Below are 16,794 nucleotides of genomic sequence, written 5' to 3' on the forward strand. Positions count from 1 at the left end.
CGTAAACACCAGAGTGCCCGGAACACAGTCCCGCTAAAGCGTCATGTCTCAGCAAAAAGGGTCCTCGCCCCCGCCGGGCGGGGAAAAACGCCGAAGGGGCCGCCCGCACCACGGATGGCGGGAGGCCCCTTCGGGGTAGAGCGGTGACCGGAGGTCAGGAGGCCTTGGCCTTCTCCTCGGTCTTGGCGGCAGCCGGAGCCGGAGCGGGCTCGGCCTTGACGGCGGCCGCCGGCGCGGGCTTGGCGGCCTCGTAGAACTCCTCGCGCGGAGTCTCCATCGCACCGAGCGAGACGACCTCACGCTTCAGGAACACCGCGAGCGTCCAGTCCGCGAAGACCCGGATCTTCCGGTTCCAGGTCGGCATGGCCATACCGTGGTAGCCGCGGTGCATGTACCAGGCGAGCCGGCCCTTGAGCTTGATCTTCACCTTGCCCATGACGATCATCGCGACGCCCTTGTGCAGGCCGAGCCCCGCGACGGCACCCTTGTTGGCGTGCGCGTACTCCTTCTGCGGGAAGCCCCGCATGCCGGAGATCACGTTGTCACCGAGGACCCGCGCCTGCCGCAGCGCGTGCTGCGCGTTCGGCGGGCACCAGGCGTTCTCGTTGCCGGCCTTGCGGGCGGCGACGTCCGGCACCTGGGCGTTGTCGCCGGCGGCCCAGATGTAGTCCGTGCCCTGCACCTGGAGGGTGGTCTGGGTGTCCACGTGACCGCGCGGGCCGAGCGGCAGACCGAAGCGCGAGAGGACGGGGTTCGGCTTGACGCCGGCCGTCCACACGATGGTGTTGGAGTCGACCTCAAGGCCGTTCTTCAGCACCACGTGACCGTCGACGCAGGAGTCCATGGAGGTGGAGAGGTAGACCTCGACCCCACGGCCCTCCAGGTGCTCCTTGCCGTACTGGCCGAGCTTGGGGCCGACCTCGGGGAGGATCTTGTCCGCGGCGTCGACGAGGATGAACCGCATGTCCTCGCGAGACACGTTGTTGTAGTACTTGGCGGCATCGCGAGCCATGTCCTCGACCTCGCCGATGGTCTCCGCACCCGCGAAGCCACCGCCCACGAAGACGAAGGTCAACGCCTTGCGGCGGACGTCCTCGTCATGCGTGGAGTCGGCCTTGTCGAGCTGCTCCAGCACGTGGTTGCGCAGGCCGATGGCCTCCTCGATGCCCTTCATACCGATGCCCTGTTCGGCGAGGCCGGGGATCGGGAAGGTGCGGGAGACCGCGCCCATGGCGATGACGAGGTAGTCGAAAGGAAGCTCGTACGCCTCACCCACGAGGGGGGCGATCGTGGCGACCTTGCGGTCCTGGTCGATGGTGGTGACCCGGCCGGTGAGCACCTCCGCCTTGGGGAGCACGCGTCGCAGTGGGACGACGACATGCCGCGGGGAGATGCTGCCGGCGGCGGCTTCGGGGAGGAAGGGCTGGTAGGTCATGTACGACCGGGGGTCGACGACCGTGACGGTCGCCTCGCCGTAGCGCATCTTCTTGAGGATGCGCCGAGCTGCGTACAGGCCTACGTACCCACCGCCTACTACGAGGATCCTGGGACGCTCCGTGGTGCTCATGCCATCGAGTATCCACCCGCCCCAGGGGGGTCGCTCGTGCGCCCCTTCACAAGCTTGGTCGCCCCCTCTGCTACACTGCGCGGCTCGCGTGATCCAGGTCATGGCGCGACGAGGGAACCAGCAGGCAGCGGGAGCCGTTGTCAATGCCGCGTGAGCTGCCACTCCGGGCCCTGGACCCCCGTGGACCACCCTCTCGTTTCATACGACCGCAACCTCGGCGGAACACCCTGTTGATCATGCTCCGAACCCGTACGGGGCCCCGGGAAGGGCCGCCAGGGCCAAAACCTCACCCAACAGGGCCGATTCTCTTGTGAAGAACTTCACGAAGTTTTCCGACGGGGTCTCACGGAGGGGGTTTTCGGGCCCCTTCAGATGCGCTCATACGTTGTCCAACCTGCTCAGCAGAGGCTCCAAGGCTCCGCCAGGCGAGCTACGCCACCGACCACGCGATGCCGTCGAGGATGTCGTGCTCGCTCACCACGACCTCGCTCGCGCCGATCCGCTCCATGATCGAGAGCAGTACGAGGGCGCCGGCGCCGATGACGTCGACGCGGCCCGGGTGCATGGAGGGGATCGCGGCGCGTTCGGCGTGCGTGGCGGAGAGGAGCGACTCCGTGATCTCGCGGACACGGTCGTAGGAGACCCGGGAGTGGTGGATCGCCGCCGAGTCGTACTCCGGCAGGCCCAGGGCGATCGCCGAGATCGTCGTGACGGACCCCGCGAGGCCGACCAGCGTGTGCGCCTCACGCAGTGGAACGGCCTGCTCGGCGAGGTCCAGGGCCGCCTCGATGTCGGCGCGGATCGCCCGGATCTGCTCCGGGGCCGGCGGGTCGGTGACCACGCCGTCCCGTACGAGGTGCCGTTCCGTCATCCGTACGCAGCCGATGTCGACCGAGCGGGCGCCGCGCACGCGGTCGTCGCCGACCACGAACTCGGTCGAACCGCCGCCGATGTCCACGACGAGGTAGGGCTTGGCCAGGTCGTCGCGTCCGGTCAGTTCCCTGGTGGCGCCCGTGAACGAGAACTCCGCCTCCTGGTCGCCGGAGATCACCTCGGGTTCGACGCCCAGGATGTCCAGGACTCCCCGTACGAAGTCCTCCCGGTTCTCGGCGTCGCGGGAGGCGGAGGTGGCGACGAAGCGGGTGCGCTCCGCGCCGTGCTCCTTGATGATCGCCGCGTACTCGCGGCAGGCGGCGAAGGTCCGCTCCAGCGCCTCGGGCGCCAGCCGTCCCGTCCGGTCGACACCCTGCCCGAGCCGGACGATCGTCATCCGCCGGTCCAGGTCGACGAGCTCACCCGTCGCCGGGTCGGCGTCCGCGACGAGGAGTCGGATCGAGTTCGTACCGCAGTCGATGGCGGCGACGCGAGTCATGGGGTGTGGGCTCCTGTCGTGTTCGTCGCCGACACCACGCACGTCCCCTTGCGCCACCATTCCGGCAGCATCGCGATCGCCTCGTCGCCGAGCGGGTTCACACCGGGCCCCGCCGCCAGGGAGTGCGCCACCAGCACATGCAGGCACTTGACCCGGTCCGGCATACCCCCCGCGCTCGGAAACCCTTCGAGGACCTCGATGGAGTCGCGGCGCGCGATGTAGTCCTCGTGGGCGGCCCGGTACGCGGCGGCCAGCCCGGCATCCGTCGCGAGCCGGTCCGTCATCTCCTTCATGACCCCGTTCGCCTCCAGCGTGCCGATGGCGGAGGCGGCCCGAGGACACGTCAGGTAGTACGTCGTCGGGAACGGAGTCCCGTCCGGCAGCCGGGGCGCCGTCTCGACGACGTCCGGCTGCCCGCACGGACAGCGGTGAGCGATCGCGCGCAGCCCGCGCGGCGGCCGCCCGAGCTGCTGCTTGAAGGCCTCGACGTCCTCGTCGGTGGGCTCGGTGCGCGGAGTGGGCGGCGGGGGCGTTTGCATGCCTGTGCGTAAGTCTCTCTAGTCAGTTCAAATCAGCGGTTCAAGTCAGCGGGTCAAGTTGGTTCACCGGTCGGAGGCGTCGGCCTTGTCGACGCCGTCCCAGACGTTGGCGTACCAGGCACGGTCGGCCGCCGTCTGATCCGTACGCGTCTGCTTCGCCGCGTCGGGGTCGATCACGATGTAGCCGGTCTCGCCCGGCATCACATAGTGCAGCCGCTCCCGGATGCGCTGCTCGGCGTACGCGTCGTCCTGCCACCGCGCCTTGGAGTCGCGCAGCTGCTCGACCCGCTCGCGGGCCTGCTCCCGCTCCCGCTGGAGGTCGGCGATCTCGGCGCGCTGGGAGACGTACTGCCTTATGGGGTACGCGAGCGCGACGACGAGCGTGCAGAGGACCAGGGCGAGGAGCGCGGCCCGGCCGGTCAGCCGCGAGCGGCGGGCCTGGCGCTTGGTCTGCGAGCGGTAGACACGCTCGGCGGTCTGCTCACCGAGCAGCCGCAGCCTGGTCGCGGTGGAGAACCGGTCACGGTCCTTCACGGCCATCTGTCCCGCCTCCCCGATACAAACCCGTCTGCAACGGTCTGCGAGCCCGTCACGTGCGTACGTCCCCGCACACGGTACGGGACCGGGTACGGGGACGTACGTACGACGGGGCTGCGACCCTTTCCAAGCAGTCGGCTCAGTCCTTGCGGTCGGCTCAGCCCTTGTAGCGCGGGAAGGCACTGCGGCCCGCGTACACCGCGGCGTCGTCGAGGATCTCCTCGATGCGCAGCAGCTGGTTGTACTTGGCGACGCGGTCCGAGCGGGCCGGGGCGCCGGTCTTGATCTGGCCGCAGTTCACCGCGACGGCGAGGTCGGCGATGGTGACGTCCTCGGTCTCGCCGGAGCGGTGGGACATCATGCACTTGAAGCCGTTGCGCTGGGCCATCTCGACGGCGTCCAGCGTCTCGGTCAGCGAGCCGATCTGGTTCACCTTGACGAGCAGGGCGTTCGCGGAGCCCTCCTCGATGCCGCGGGCGAGGCGCTCCGGGTTGGTGACGAAGAGGTCGTCGCCGACGATCTGGACCTTGTCGCCGAGCTTCTCGGTGATGACGTTCCAGCCGGCCCAGTCGTCCTCGTACAGCGGGTCCTCGATGGAGACGAGCGGGTACGAGGCCACGAGCTCCTCGTAGTACTCGGTCATCTCGGCGGCCGAGCGCTCCTTGCCCTCGAACTGGTACTTGCCGTCCTTGTAGAACTCGGAGGCGGCGACGTCGAGGGCGAGGGCGATCTGCTGGCCGGGAACGTAACCGGCCTCCTTGATCGCTTCGAGGATGAGGTCGAGCGCGGCGCGGTTCGACTCCAGGTTCGGCGCGAAGCCGCCCTCGTCGCCGAGGCCGGTGGACAGGCCCTTGGTCTTCAGCACCTTCTTGAGGGTGTGGTAGACCTCGGCGCCCCAGCGCAGCGCCTCGGAGAAGGACTCCGCGCCGATCGGGGCGATCATGAACTCCTGGATGTCGACGTTGGAGTCGGCGTGCGACCCACCGTTGAGGATGTTCATCATCGGGACCGGCAGCAGGTGCGCGTTCGGGCCGCCCAGGTAGCGGAACAGCGGCAGGTCGCTGGCCTCGGAGGCGGCGTGCGCGACGGCGAGGGAGACGCCGAGGATGGCGTTGGCGCCCAGCGAGCCCTTGTTGTCCGTGGCGTCCAGGTCGATCATCGCCTGGTCGATCAGCCGCTGCTCGGTGGCGTCGTAGCCGACGAGCTCCGGGCCGATCTGCTCGATGACGGCGAGGACGGCCTTCTCGACACCCTTGCCGAGGTAGCGGTTGGCGTCTCCGTCACGGAGCTCAACAGCCTCGAAGGCACCGGTGGAGGCGCCGGACGGAACGGCGGCACGACCCGTGCTGCCGTCGTCGAGGCCGACCTCGACCTCGACCGTGGGGTTGCCTCGGGAGTCCAGGATTTCCCGGGCTACGACGACGTCGATGGACGGCACGAGCATCTCCTTATGGGATGTGACGCGGGATACGCCGGGCCGCGGGGGCCCGGTTGTTTACAGAGCGGTGATGACTCCGCGACATGAGCCTAACCGCCCCGGGGGGATTGGCCGGCCTCCCGGCCACCCCGTGGACGGAACTGAGGGTAAACATTGTTCCTTCTGGGAACAAAAAGCCCCGCTCCGGTGCGTACGGGGGAACACGCACCGGAGCGGGGAGCCCGTTGGGGGACGGGGGGTGGCCCTCACGTGGCCTCCACTATGGAGACCACGGATGGGGATGGGCCGTGGTTCAGCTGTGAGCCTGTTGTCAGTTCTGCCGGCTCTGTCAGCTGAGGTGCAGCTGCTGGCCCGGGAAGATGAAGTCGGCGTCGTCGACGATGTCGTCGTTCAGCTTGAACAGCTTCTGCCAGCCGCCCTTGACGTTCTCCTTGGCGGCGATCTCGCTGAGGGTGTCGCCCTTGACGACCTTGTACTCGCCGTCGCCCTTCTTGACCTTCTTGCCGGTCGGGGTCTTGACGGTCTTCTGCTTCGCGGCCGGACGCTCCTGGGAGCGCGAGGAACGCTCCTCCGAGGACTGCGTGTTCTGCTGCGGCTGCGACTGCGTGGAGCTCTGACCGGAGCCCGAGTTCGAGGAACCGGAGCCGGAGGAGGCCGCGCCACCGTTGTACGAGGCGCCGGACAGGCCCACGCCACAGCTCGGCCAGGCACCCTTGCCCTGGCCCGCGAGGACCTTCTCGGCGATGGCTATCTGCTGGGACTTGGAGGCCTGGTTGGCCGTGGAGGCGTACTGCGTGCCGCCGTACGCGGCCCAGGTGGAGGCTGAGAACTGCAGGCCGCCGTAGTAGCCGTTGCCGGTATTGATGGACCAGTTGCCGCCGGACTCGCACTGGGCGACGGTGTCCCACTCGGAGGCGGTGGCGGCGGAGGCTCCCGTGGCGCCCATCAGCGGGACGGCCACAGCGGCGGTGGTGACACCGGCGAGCGTGGCGATACGGGTGGCCTTGGACGGGCGGCGGTGCTTGCCCTTGCCGGAAAGCAGCATGAAGTGATCCCCTCACCGACGCCTGCGAGGTGAGCTGTCGGGTTCGGGCCGAGTGAGTTGCCCGGCCGCGTGACGTTGTCACGCGGCTTAACCCCAAGCCGTACCTGGCCTCAACGACCGGGTCCGGCACTTACCTTGGGTCCCCCGCTCCTGCCTACGGCGCTTTACGCGACGACTGTTCCCGTACGGCCGTTGGCAGGATTCGGCGTGCGACCGTCGGGGCTCACCAGTGGCGAGCGGTCACGACCGTAGACACGCGATCCGCCGAATTTCAAAGACGATCAGGGTCCTTGAGATCCATCTCTCATTTTCACCAAACGGGACATTCGCCGCGAACTACCGCTGCTTTTCGCCCGATTCGGCGGCTTGGTCGCCGATGACCCGTCCGTCACTCGCTGTCGAGTTCGAGGCTCTGACCGGGAACGATGAGATCCGGATCGGCGCCGACGGACGCCTTGTTCGCGGCGTAGAGCTCGCGCCATCCGCCGTTGACCCCAAGGGAGTCGGCGATCTCCCAGAGACTGTCTCCGGCACGGACGATGTACGAGCCGTCGGCGGCTTCACGCGAGGCGCTGTCATCGCGCGAGGCATGCCGGCCGGACGAGTCGTCCGTACGGGATCCGGTGGCGTTCTCGTCGGCGCTGCCGCCGCGGTGACGGCCGGAGGTCGCGCCGTCGTCCGCGCCGCTGTCGGCCCCCGTGTCCGTGCCGGTCGAAGCGTCGCCGTTCTGGGCCGACTTGTCCGAGTCGTCACTCTTCGCCGTGCCTGTCGCGTCGGTCGTGCCCGTCGCGTCGCCTGTGGAAGAGCTGTCCGAAGACTGTGAGTCGCCACTGGTGTCGCTGTCGGGTGCACTCGTGGCGTCGCCACCGGTGGACGAGTCGGACTTGTCCGGCTCACCCGATCCAGCCGAGTCGCCTGACTTCGTGTCATTTCCGCCGGTTTCACCCGATGTCGTGCCCGAGTCGGTCGACGGGGAGGCGGAGTCGTCCAGGACACCCGTGTCGACATCGGCCGACTCGGAGTCCTGCGACAGGCCCGCGACGAGACTGCAGGTCGCCCAGGCGCTCGTACCCTTGCCCGCGAGGACCTTCTCGGCGACGGCTATCTGCTGCGAACGGCTGGCCTGGTCGGCACTCGGCGCGTAGTCCAGGCCGCCGAACTGCTCCCAGGTCTCCTGGGTCATCTGGAGTCCGCCGTAGTACCCGTTGCCGGAGTTGGCGCTCCACGAGCCGCCGCTCTCGCAGTCCGCGACCGCGTCCCAGGTCGTACCGCTGGCGGCGCTCGCGCCGGTCGCGCCGAGCAGGGGGATGGCGATGGCCGATCCGGTCACACCCGCCGCGACGAGAAGAGCCGGAGCCTGACGGGGGCGACGGTGACGACCGTTCCCGGAGAGCATGCGGTTGCCTTTCGCGTGACAGCAAGGGATTCGACACAGCGGGGAACCGGGCGCAGCAGGGGACTGCGCACAACGGAGAACCGCGCTTGTGACTCCTGCGGCTGATGGGACCGGCCGCATTGGTGGGGAAGGTATAGGCATTCGAACTCTTGTCACAAGTCGATGCAGGGGAGATCACGTGAAAGTCACAAAGTTGAGGGACCGTCAGTTCTGACCTGCGGTGACGCGCACTGACCGGCCGTAGCGAAACGCCCCCGCAACGTGCGCGGCCCGCGCGTGACGTGTGTTTCACGTCACCCCAAATCGGCCGAATTCACCGCGAGTTGCGGGTCTCGGCAGGGCTCCCCGGTACCGTCACCCCGTGAACGCCCCACAGATCGAACCGGAACTCTTCACCTGGGAGTTCGCCACCGACCCGTACCCCGCCTACGCGTGGCTCCGCGAGCATGCGCCCGTGCACCGCACCACGCTCCCCAGCGGCGTCGAGGCGTGGCTCGTGACCCGGTACGCGGACGCCAAGCAGGCACTCGCCGACCCGCGACTCTCCAAGAATCCCGTGCACCACTCCAAGGACGCCCACGGCAAGAGCAAGACGGGCATCCCCGGTGAGCGCGGCGCCAACCTCATGACCCATCTGCTCAACATCGACCCGCCGGACCACACCCGGCTGCGCCGGCTCGTCTCGAAGGCGTTCACACCCCGTCGCGTGGCCGAGTTCGCGCCCCGCGTCCAGGAACTGACCGACCAGCTCATCGACCGCTTCGCGCACACCGGAAGCGCCGACCTCATCCACGAGTTCGCGTTCCCCCTCCCCATCTACGCCATCTGCGACCTGCTCGGCGTCCCCAGCGAGGACCAGGACGACTTCCGGGACTGGGCGGGGATGATGATCCGGCACGGCGGCGGGCCGCGCGGCGGAGTCGCCCGGTCCGTGAAGAAGATGCGGGGCTACCTCGCCGAACTGATCCACCGCAAACGGGAGGCGCTCCCGGACCACCCCGGCCCCGGCGAGGACCTCATCTCCGGGCTCATCCGCGCCTCCGACCACGGCGAGCACCTCACCGAGAACGAAGCCGCGGCCATGTGCTTCGTACTGCTCTTCGCCGGTTTCGAGACGACCATCAATCTCATCGGCAACGGCACGTACGCACTGCTCCGCAATCCGAAGCAGCGGGCGCAGCTGCAGAGTTCGATCGAGCGGGGCGAACACGAACTGCTCGACACCGGTATCGAAGAGCTTCTCCGTTACGACGGCCCGGTCGAGCTGGCCACCTGGCGCTACGCGACCGAGCCTCTCCAGGTCGGCGGACAGGGCATCGCCTCCGGTGACCCCGTCCTCGTGGTGCTCGCCGCCGCCGACCGTGATCCCGCCCGTTTCGACGAGCCGGACACCCTCGACCTGTCCCGCCGGGACAACCAGCACCTCGGCTACGGACACGGCATCCACTACTGCCTCGGCGCCCCGCTCGCCCGTCTCGAAGGCCGCACCGCGCTGGCCACCCTGCTGCGCCGACTGCCCGATCTCCAACTCGCCGCCGATCCCGCGGACCTGCGCTGGCGGGGCGGCCTGATCATGCGCGGGCTGCGGAACCTCCCGGTGGAGTTCACGGCCACCTGACAGGTGAGGGCGAGCTGATCAGAGGTCGCCTCATGTCGCCTCATCTTGATCATCGCCCGAGGCGGGATGCTTCCCGCTGCCGCAGCGCCGCCCGCGCCCGACTGACCCAACTGGCTAGCTCTCGCTCGCCCTTATCGCGTCCCGGTACGCCCGCGCCGCCGCCCGCAGCGCCGCTTCCGGGTCCACGCCCTCCGCCTCGGCGCGTACGGCCATCGCCAGCAGTTCGTAACCGACGCCCTCGCCCTGCGGCGGCGGTACCTCAAGGCCCGCCGTGCGCGCCCGGGATGCCAGCTTGGCGGCGAGCGCGAGGCCGGGCTGGCCGAGGGGGACGCCTTCCGTCACGGACGTCCGCTGCTTCTCCACGGCCTTGGTTCGCAGCCAGTGCTCCTTGACCTCCTCGGGCGTCGAGGCGGTCTCGTCCCCGAAGACGTGCGGGTGGCGGTGGATCAGCTTGGTGACGATGCCGCCGGCCACGTCGTCGATCGAGAAGGGCTCGTCTTCATCCTCTTCGGCGATCCGGGCGTGGAAGACGACCTGGAGCAGCACGTCGCCGAGTTCCTCGCGCAGCTCGTGCCGGTCGCCCTCCTCGATCGCCTCGACCAGTTCGTACGCCTCCTCGATGCCGTACTTCGCCAGGCCCTTGTGGGTCTGCTGGGACGACCAGGGGCATTCGGCGCGGATGCGGTCCATGACCTGGACGAGGTCGAGGAGGCGGGCGCCTGGGAGGTCGTACGACGCCGGGAGCAGTTCGAGGTCGGGCATCTGTACGCGGCCGGAGCCGGCCAGCCGGGCCAGGCCGTCGGTGAGGCGCGGCTCGCCCTCGCCGGTGGCGACGACGGTCACCGTGCGGCCGCCGGCGCAGGCGTCGACCAGCTCCTCGGCGCTCGGTGCGCTCTCGTCGACCGGGACGCCCGCCTCGCGCAGGTACGGCAGCTGGGGGTGGGTGCCGTCCGCGCACAGGACTCGGTCGGCGGCGTGCAGTGCCTGCCAGGCGGGCCAGGACAGGAGTCCGGGCGCGACTCGGTGGCTGGTGGTGAGCAGGACGATGCGCCCCGGGCTGGATGCGTTCACACACCGAACGTAACCCACGCCACTGACACCAAGGTCACGCACCCGACGAGGTCACGCGCCGAACGAGGTCGCCGTGATCACCACAGCCACCGCAGCCACCGCGGCCACCGCGGTCACCCGCCGTCCGGAGGGGAGGCGAGTGCTACGCCGTCTCCTGGCTCCCGGCCGGCGTGACCTCGCGCAGCCACGGGAGTTTCGTGTCGACGCGGCTGCTCTTCTCGACGTCCCAGCTGCCGTAGCGGGGGTTCAGGTCGACGCCCATCTTCTTGGAGGCGTCGGACAGCGCCTTCCAGAAGGCGGGCTGGTCGGTGGCCGTGCCGAGCGCGGCGGCCAGCTTCTGGGCCTCGATCTGGATGCGGAGGTTGTCGTCGAGGCGTTCGGGCGCGATGCCGTACTGCTGCAGCCAGGCCACCTCCAGCGACTTCGCGTCGCCCGCCTGCTCCTCCAGGCCGGCCCGGGTGCGCTGGACCTCCTTGCGGGAGACGGTGACGCCCGCGTCCTGCGCGGCCCGGTGCAGCACGCGGTCCAGGACCATGCTGTGCAGGGTGTCGCGGGTGAGGCCGCCGGACTTGGAGATGGCCTGCTCGTACTGCGCTTCGCCGGTGGTGGCGGCCCGCTGGGCGGTCCGCACCTCGTTCACCCGGTTCTCCAGCTGGGAGACCGTGATGCGGTCGCCGTCGACGACGGCCGCGGCACCTGGATGCGCGTCGTTCCCGCAGGCGGTGAGGAGAGGGGCCGCGGTGACGATCGCGGCGGAGAGGAGGAGCGCGGTGCGACGGCGGCGGTGCAAGGAGGACCTCCTGTGGGAGCTTGTGCGGCGATGCACAAAGTCTTGCGGTGATCGATGGTAGGCAGGGGACCGGCTCTCGGCCACCCATTCGACCCAACGATTCGCCAAGAGTTCCGTACTGCCCCGACGCGACTAGCCCCGCACTTGGCCCAGCCACGCCAGGGTGCGGCGGATCTCGTCGACCAGTGGGTGGCCGGGGCCGCGCAGCCGTTCGGCGTCGTACTGGAGCCGGGCCAGCGTGTCGTGGGCGGCGGCGCGGTCGCCGAGGGCGAGCAGCAGGTGGCCGATGCGGCGGCGGACCTCGAAGGAGAGCTCGGCGTCCTGGGCGACGTACTGGTTCTCGTAGTACGGCAGCAGTGCGCGGTACTCGGCGAGCGCGGCCGCGGTTTCGCCGAGCGATTCCAGGCACTGGGCGGCCTCGTAGCGGAAGCGCAGGGACTGCGGGTCGGCGTGGCCGGCCTCGGCGGCGCGCTCGTCGGCGAGGCGGCGCAGCTCGGGCAGGGCGCGGCGGTACTGGCCGTCGTCCATCAGCGTGGCCGCGTATTGCTTGCGCAGGGTGCGGACGACGGGTGAGTGCTCGCCGTGCTGGGCGGCGGCGGCCGGCAGGATCGCGCCGAGGATGTCGACGGCCTGTGTGATGCGGCCCTCGCCGAGGAGGCGCTTGACCTCGTCGACGGCGCCCGCGACATCGGGTTTCTCGTCGACGGGGGCGGCCTGCGGCTGCGATGCGGGGGTGCGGGCCCGGTCGGGCCAGGGGGCGTGCGGGCGCAGGAAGGGGCGCGCCGGGTCGAGGGGGCCGCCGGACGGGATGCCGCGCGCGGGCAGCAGCGGGAGCAGTTCCTCGTACGTCTCCTGTGCGGAGGCCGGGCGGTGCTGCGGGTCCTTGGAGAGCAGGCGCAGTACGAGGGCCTCCAGCGCGTCCGGGACTTCGGGGCGCAGGCGGCGGACCGGGACGGGTGCCTCGTAGAGGTGGCGGTGCAGTACGCCGAGGGCGGTCGAGCCCGCGAACGGCACGTCACCGCTGAGGAGTTCGTGCATCAGCACCCCGAGCGCGTACAGGTCGGTGTACGGGCCGACCGCGCCACCCATGGCCTGCTCGGGCGCCATGTAGGCGGGGCTGCCGATGGGTGAGCCGGTGTGGGTGAGGCGTGTGGTGTCGGAGTCCATCACCGAGGCGACGCCCAGGTCCAGGACGGTGACCGTGCCGTCCTGCTTGACCATCACGTTCCGCGGTTTGAGGTCGCGGTGGACGATCGGCACGGCGTGCACCGCGGACAGTACGGCGCACAGCTGGGCGGCGACCGCGACGGTCCACTGCCAGGGGTACGGGTCGTGTTCGGCGAGGTGGTCGGAGAGGTCGGCCCCGTCGATGTACTGCATGACGAGGAACAGTTCCTCGCCCTCGCTGCCCGCGTCGTGGACGGTGACCAGGCCGGGGTGGTCGACCTGGGCGGTGACGCGGCACTCGCGGACGAAGCGGCGGCGCAGTTCGTCGGCCTCCTGGCCGGCGACCTTGTCGGGGCGCAGCAGCTTGACGGCGACGCGCCGGTCCAGGCGCTTGTCGTACGCCGTCCACACCTGGCCCATGCCGCCCTGTCCGATGAGCGTGGACAGTTCGTAGCGGTCGGTGATCACGCGTCCCGGCGCCGCGGTCATCTGCCGTCCTCGCTCTTGCCGTTCGCACCGTTATCACCGTTCTTGCGCAGATAGTCGCTCAGCTCGTCGAGCTCGGCGCGTACCTGGTCGATGCGGGCCGGCCCGGGGCGCTGCGGCTGCGCGGGCGGCTGCGGAACGGGGTTGTGGGGCACGGGAGTCTGGGGCATCGGAGCCTGCGGCGGCTGCGGCTGCTGCATGTGCGGGAGCGTGGCCGCGTACGGGGCGGCGGGCTGCGGATAGCCGTATCCGGTCTGGGTCACCCCGGGCGGTGCGTAGACCGGGAACGGGGGCCGCGGCTGGTGGTGCCGGACGTCCACGATCAGGAAGTACGTGGCGCTGCACGCGCCGAGCAGCATCACACAGCCCAGTGCGACATCGGTTCTGGGGTCGGCCTCCGGCAGTGAGCCGATCACGGCAAAACAGGTGATCGACAGGGGCAGGCTCAGCCAGGCCAGCGCCCAGTCCAGCCCCCTGCCGCGCAGCACGGCCACGCGGAACAGCGGAACGCAGGCGAGTATGCCGCACGTCAGGAAACCGACGGCGGCGAACAGCACACGGAGGCTGATGACGGTAGCCGTGCTGCTGGGAGGCGGCGCCGCGCCGTGGCCGTACATGACTGCTCCTGGTGGCCGGATGTGGACGGACGTACGAGATCGGAGTCCGAGCGTATAGGCCGACAAGGACAACAGGTCCCGGGTTGTACCGAACCGTTGTCGTGCTGGTCACCGGCGCTGTACCGGAGGGGCTCAGTCCGGTGCGACCGTGCCGTCCGTCAGGCCGTCGTACATGCCGCGCACCAGCTGCTCGCCGAGGCGCCCGGCGAGCCGCAGCGCCTCCTCGAACTCGGCGAGCGCGCGGAACCGTTCGCCGTATCCGCGCTGCTGCTCCAGCGGCAGCCGGGGCAGCTGGAGGCGCCGTACGTCGAGCCGGGTCGCGGTGGACGCGTAGCTGCTGGCCTGGCGGTTGTTGGCGGTGCCGCGCAGGAAACCGGCGAGGAACCACGGGTCGAGCGCGGCCGGGTCGGGGCGCAGCAGCGCGAGGTTGCGGCCGAGGGCGGCGCCGGCGGTCGCGTCGTCGACCACGCGCGCGATGGAGCCGCCGCCCAGTACGGGGACGACGACATCGCCGGGCTCGGTGAGGACGGGTTCCTCGTCGCTCTCGGGCAGCGTGCCGGAGGGGGCGGTTCCGGCGAGGACGTCGTGGTCGGTGAGGACGGGCACGCGCGCGTGGCCGCCGTTTCCGCCCGTACGCAGCAACAGTGCGCCCCCGCGCGCGAGTTCGCCGATCGTGGTGAGCGGCCAGCGGACGGGCTGCCGTGGATCGACGGCGGGCGGGGTGAGGTCGCCCGTCAGGCGGAGGCTCTCGCCGAGGCTGTCGCGGACGCTCGCGAGCCGCTCGGCACCGCCGGCGGCCGCGGCGGGCGGCAGATGGCGGGCGGGGGCCAGGTCGACGTCGTCGTCGAGGAGTTCGATGACCGGCACCGAGCGGCTGAGACCGGGCTGTGCCCGCGCGGTCCCGGTGCGGTCGAAGGGGCGCCAGGAGTCGAGGACCGCGGTGCGCACGGCCTGCCAGTCGAGGCCGCCGCGGCTGTCCGCGGTGAACGCGCCGGTGTCGGCGAGCAGCACCTCGGGCTGCGTGGGATGGGCCGTGGCGGCGGGCTTGCGCAGCACCCACAGGTGCAGGGGGAGGTTGTACGGGGGTGCCGCGCCCGGCGGGAGGGCGATCACGGCACGCAGGGCGCCGCGGCGCAGCAGGTCGGCGCGGATGCGGCGGCCCGAGCGGCGGGAGGCGGCGGCGGGCGGCATCAGGAGGACGGCGATACCGCCTTCCCTGAGGCGGGCCAACGCGTGCTGGACCCAGGCCAGTTCGGACTCGGTGCGGGCCGGGAAGCCGTACTCCCAGCGGCCGTCGTAGGCGAGCTCGTCGTAGCCCCAGTTGCGTTCGTTGAACGGCGGGTGGCACAGCACGGCGTCGGCCCTGAGGCTGTCGTACGTGTCGGCGCGCAGGCTGTCGGCGGCGGCGGTGCGCACGGTGGCCTTCGCGTGGAGGGCCAGGCGCAGGGCCGTGAGGGCGGCCGGTTCGGGGGCGCTGTCCTGGCCGTAGAGGTGCTGGTCCTTCGTGGCCTTCGTGTCCTGCGCGGCGGCCACGGCGCGCAGCAGGGCGCCGGTGCCGCACGCCGGGTCGAGAACGGTCTGCGCCGGTCCTGCGAGGTCGGCCATGAGGGCGGCCAGGCCGGTCGGGGTGAGCGTGTACTGGCGCGGGTTGGCGTCGAGATGCCGGCCGAGCAGGAACTCGTACGTCTGCCGGGCGCCCAGTTCGGCCGCCAGCTCGGCGGCGCCGCGCAACAGGGGGACGGACGGGAGCAGTTGGGCGGTGGTCGGTGAGTCCACGGCCCGCTTGCGGACCAGGCCGAAGCGCGGGGTGATGACCTGGTCGAGGGAGGTGGGCAGCAGTTCGGCCAGCCGGGTGTCGGAGCCGGCGCTCAACTCCAGCCAGACCGGGGGGCGGTCGTGGATGAGCAGAAGCGCGCAGCCGACGTGGACGAGGGCGGTGACCGGGCCCTCCGGGTGACCGGCGGCCTGCTGCCAGACGCGCTCGCGCAGGGGGACCTCGGCCAGCTTGCCCTGGGCGCGCAGCCACTCCTCGACCTCGGTGAGCGCGAAGGAGGGGCTGGTCTCGGTGCCGCCGACGGGTCTGGGGAAGTCGGCGTGGCGGCGGCGCCAGTTGCTGACGGCGGCGCGGCCGACTCCGGCGAGCCGGGCGATGCCGGCCGCGGTGACCTCTGAGACCTCTGACGCGTTGTCCTGCACCCGCCGGGCTCCCCTCGTCTTGGTGTGTGACGCCGAGCATACCGACGCACGCAAGACTCATCCGTTCACGCCGTGTACACACTCATCCTCGTGAATCGTGTTGACTCGGTTCACAGCCTCTGTTCTGATTGACCCATCGGGTGAGCGGCCGCCGAAGAAGAGGTGGCCGCCTCCTTGGGGGAGGGGTCTGTCATGGGAGCAAAGGGCAGGATCGCGATGGGGGTCGTCGTGAGCGTCGTCGTCATCGGCGCGGTGTCGGCGAACGCGGGCGACAACGGGGACGGCGGTTCCGGTGGTTCCGGCGGCAGCGGCAAGGGCTCCGCCGCTGCCGCCGAGCGCGACTCCGGCAAGAAGACGGACACCAACGCGGACACCAAGACGGACACCAAGTCGGACAAGGCCGAGCCGAAAGCCGCGTTCGAGGGCGACGGCGACTTCGAGGTCGGCACGGACGTCAAGCCCGGGACCTACCGGACCACGGGCAACACCGACGGCCTCTGCTACTGGGAACGCGCCAAGGACGCCTCGGGCGAACTGGACTCGCTCCTCGCCAACGACAACGTCAGCGGCACCAGCTACGTGACGATCCTGGCGACCGACAAGCTCTTCAAGTCGAGCGGCTGCCAGGACTGGGAGGCCGTCGCGGCGAAGGCGTCCGGCACACCGGCCACGCGGATCAAGGGCAACGGCGGGATGCACAGAGTCGGCTCCGACCTCGCTCCGGGCACCTACAGGTCCACCGGCAACACCGACGACCTCTGCTACTGGGAGCGCACCAAGGACGCCTCGCACTCCTTGGACTCGGTCATCGCGAACCACAACGTGAGCGGCACGGCCGTCGTCACCGTCGCGGCCGGCGACGCGTACTTCAAGACCTCGGGCTGCCAGGACTGGAAGAGGACGGGCTGACGCCCGCCCGTCTTCCCCACTCCTCACCCCCTCCCCCACCCCTCAC

At 70.3% G+C, this 16,794-nt stretch carries 14 protein-coding genes and 1 riboswitch; of the genes, 2 read left to right on the plus strand and 12 right to left on the minus strand.

Features of this window, described 5'->3' with window-relative positions; all coding sequences use genetic code 11:
• Window positions 1-154: 154 nt before the first annotated feature.
• The 7 genes from AB0I18_RS17375 to AB0I18_RS17405 all read right to left on the minus strand — a co-directional run bounded on the left by AB0I18_RS17375 (window position 155) and on the right by AB0I18_RS17405 (window position 7,894).
• Window positions 155-1,567: an NAD(P)/FAD-dependent oxidoreductase gene (locus tag AB0I18_RS17375; protein ID WP_363106332.1), complete on the minus strand. Its 1,413-nt coding sequence runs from the start codon at window positions 1,565-1,567 to the stop codon at window positions 155-157.
• Window positions 1,568-1,997: 430 nt separating this feature from the next.
• Window positions 1,998-2,939, minus strand: coding sequence for a Ppx/GppA phosphatase family protein (locus tag AB0I18_RS17380; protein WP_363106333.1), 942 nt, complete (start codon window positions 2,937-2,939; stop codon window positions 1,998-2,000).
• Entirely contained in the window at window positions 2,936-3,478 is a 543-nt protein-coding gene (locus AB0I18_RS17385; RefSeq protein WP_363106334.1) for a DUF501 domain-containing protein, read from the minus strand. The genes AB0I18_RS17380 and AB0I18_RS17385 overlap by 4 nt, the downstream gene beginning before the upstream one ends.
• Before the next feature lie 63 nt (window positions 3,479-3,541).
• Window positions 3,542-4,018 carry a septum formation initiator family protein gene (locus AB0I18_RS17390; RefSeq protein ID WP_363106335.1) on the minus strand — a complete coding sequence of 159 codons (477 nt, stop codon included), beginning with the start codon at window positions 4,016-4,018 and terminating at the stop codon, window positions 3,542-3,544.
• A 154-nt stretch (window positions 4,019-4,172) separates the two neighbouring features.
• Window positions 4,173-5,459 carry a phosphopyruvate hydratase gene (gene eno / locus AB0I18_RS17395; protein ID WP_363106336.1) on the minus strand — a complete coding sequence of 429 codons (1,287 nt, stop codon included), beginning with the start codon at window positions 5,457-5,459 and terminating at the stop codon, window positions 4,173-4,175.
• 322 nt (window positions 5,460-5,781) lie between these two features.
• Window positions 5,782-6,498, minus strand: coding sequence for a transglycosylase family protein (locus AB0I18_RS17400; protein ID WP_363106337.1), 717 nt, complete (start codon window positions 6,496-6,498; stop codon window positions 5,782-5,784).
• A 4-nt stretch (window positions 6,499-6,502) separates the two neighbouring features.
• Window positions 6,503-6,670: riboswitch (cyclic di-AMP (ydaO/yuaA leader) on the minus strand.
• A gap of 216 nt (window positions 6,671-6,886) precedes the next feature.
• Window positions 6,887-7,894, minus strand: coding sequence for a transglycosylase family protein (locus AB0I18_RS17405; RefSeq protein WP_363106338.1), 1,008 nt, complete (start codon window positions 7,892-7,894; stop codon window positions 6,887-6,889).
• Window positions 7,895-8,255: 361 nt separating this feature from the next.
• Here AB0I18_RS17405 and AB0I18_RS17410 point away from each other — a divergent pair, with 361 nt between their 5' ends.
• On the plus strand, window positions 8,256-9,512 hold the full coding sequence (locus AB0I18_RS17410) for a cytochrome P450 (RefSeq protein WP_363106339.1): 1,257 nt from the start codon (window positions 8,256-8,258) through the stop codon (window positions 9,510-9,512).
• 114 nt (window positions 9,513-9,626) lie between these two features.
• On the opposite strand, the gene AB0I18_RS17415 is transcribed toward AB0I18_RS17410, so the two are convergent.
• The 5 genes from AB0I18_RS17415 to AB0I18_RS17435 all read right to left on the minus strand — a co-directional run bounded on the left by AB0I18_RS17415 (window position 9,627) and on the right by AB0I18_RS17435 (window position 15,839).
• Window positions 9,627-10,583, minus strand: coding sequence for a nucleoside triphosphate pyrophosphohydrolase (locus tag AB0I18_RS17415; protein ID WP_363106340.1), 957 nt, complete (start codon window positions 10,581-10,583; stop codon window positions 9,627-9,629).
• Between the two features lie 142 nt (window positions 10,584-10,725).
• On the minus strand, window positions 10,726-11,373 hold the full coding sequence (locus tag AB0I18_RS17420; RefSeq protein ID WP_363106341.1) for a SurA N-terminal domain-containing protein: 648 nt from the start codon (window positions 11,371-11,373) through the stop codon (window positions 10,726-10,728).
• A gap of 132 nt (window positions 11,374-11,505) precedes the next feature.
• Window positions 11,506-13,029 carry a serine/threonine-protein kinase gene (locus AB0I18_RS17425; RefSeq protein ID WP_363106342.1) on the minus strand — a complete coding sequence of 508 codons (1,524 nt, stop codon included), beginning with the start codon at window positions 13,027-13,029 and terminating at the stop codon, window positions 11,506-11,508.
• Window positions 13,026-13,643, minus strand: a complete 618-nt coding sequence (locus AB0I18_RS17430) for a hypothetical protein (protein WP_363106343.1) — start codon at window positions 13,641-13,643, stop codon at window positions 13,026-13,028. The genes AB0I18_RS17425 and AB0I18_RS17430 overlap by 4 nt, the downstream gene beginning before the upstream one ends.
• A gap of 132 nt (window positions 13,644-13,775) precedes the next feature.
• A complete protein-coding gene (locus AB0I18_RS17435; protein ID WP_363106344.1) occupies window positions 13,776-15,839 on the minus strand; it encodes an N-6 DNA methylase in 2,064 nt (687 codons plus the stop codon).
• 192 nt (window positions 15,840-16,031) lie between these two features.
• Here AB0I18_RS17435 and AB0I18_RS17440 point away from each other — a divergent pair, with 192 nt between their 5' ends.
• Entirely contained in the window at window positions 16,032-16,748 is a 717-nt protein-coding gene (locus AB0I18_RS17440; protein ID WP_363106345.1) for a hypothetical protein, read from the plus strand.
• Window positions 16,749-16,794 lie beyond the last annotated feature (46 nt).

Origin of the sequence: Streptomyces sp. NPDC050704, from assembly GCF_040654355.1 — a bacterium.
Classification (GTDB): Bacteria; Actinomycetota; Actinomycetes; order Streptomycetales; family Streptomycetaceae; genus Streptomyces.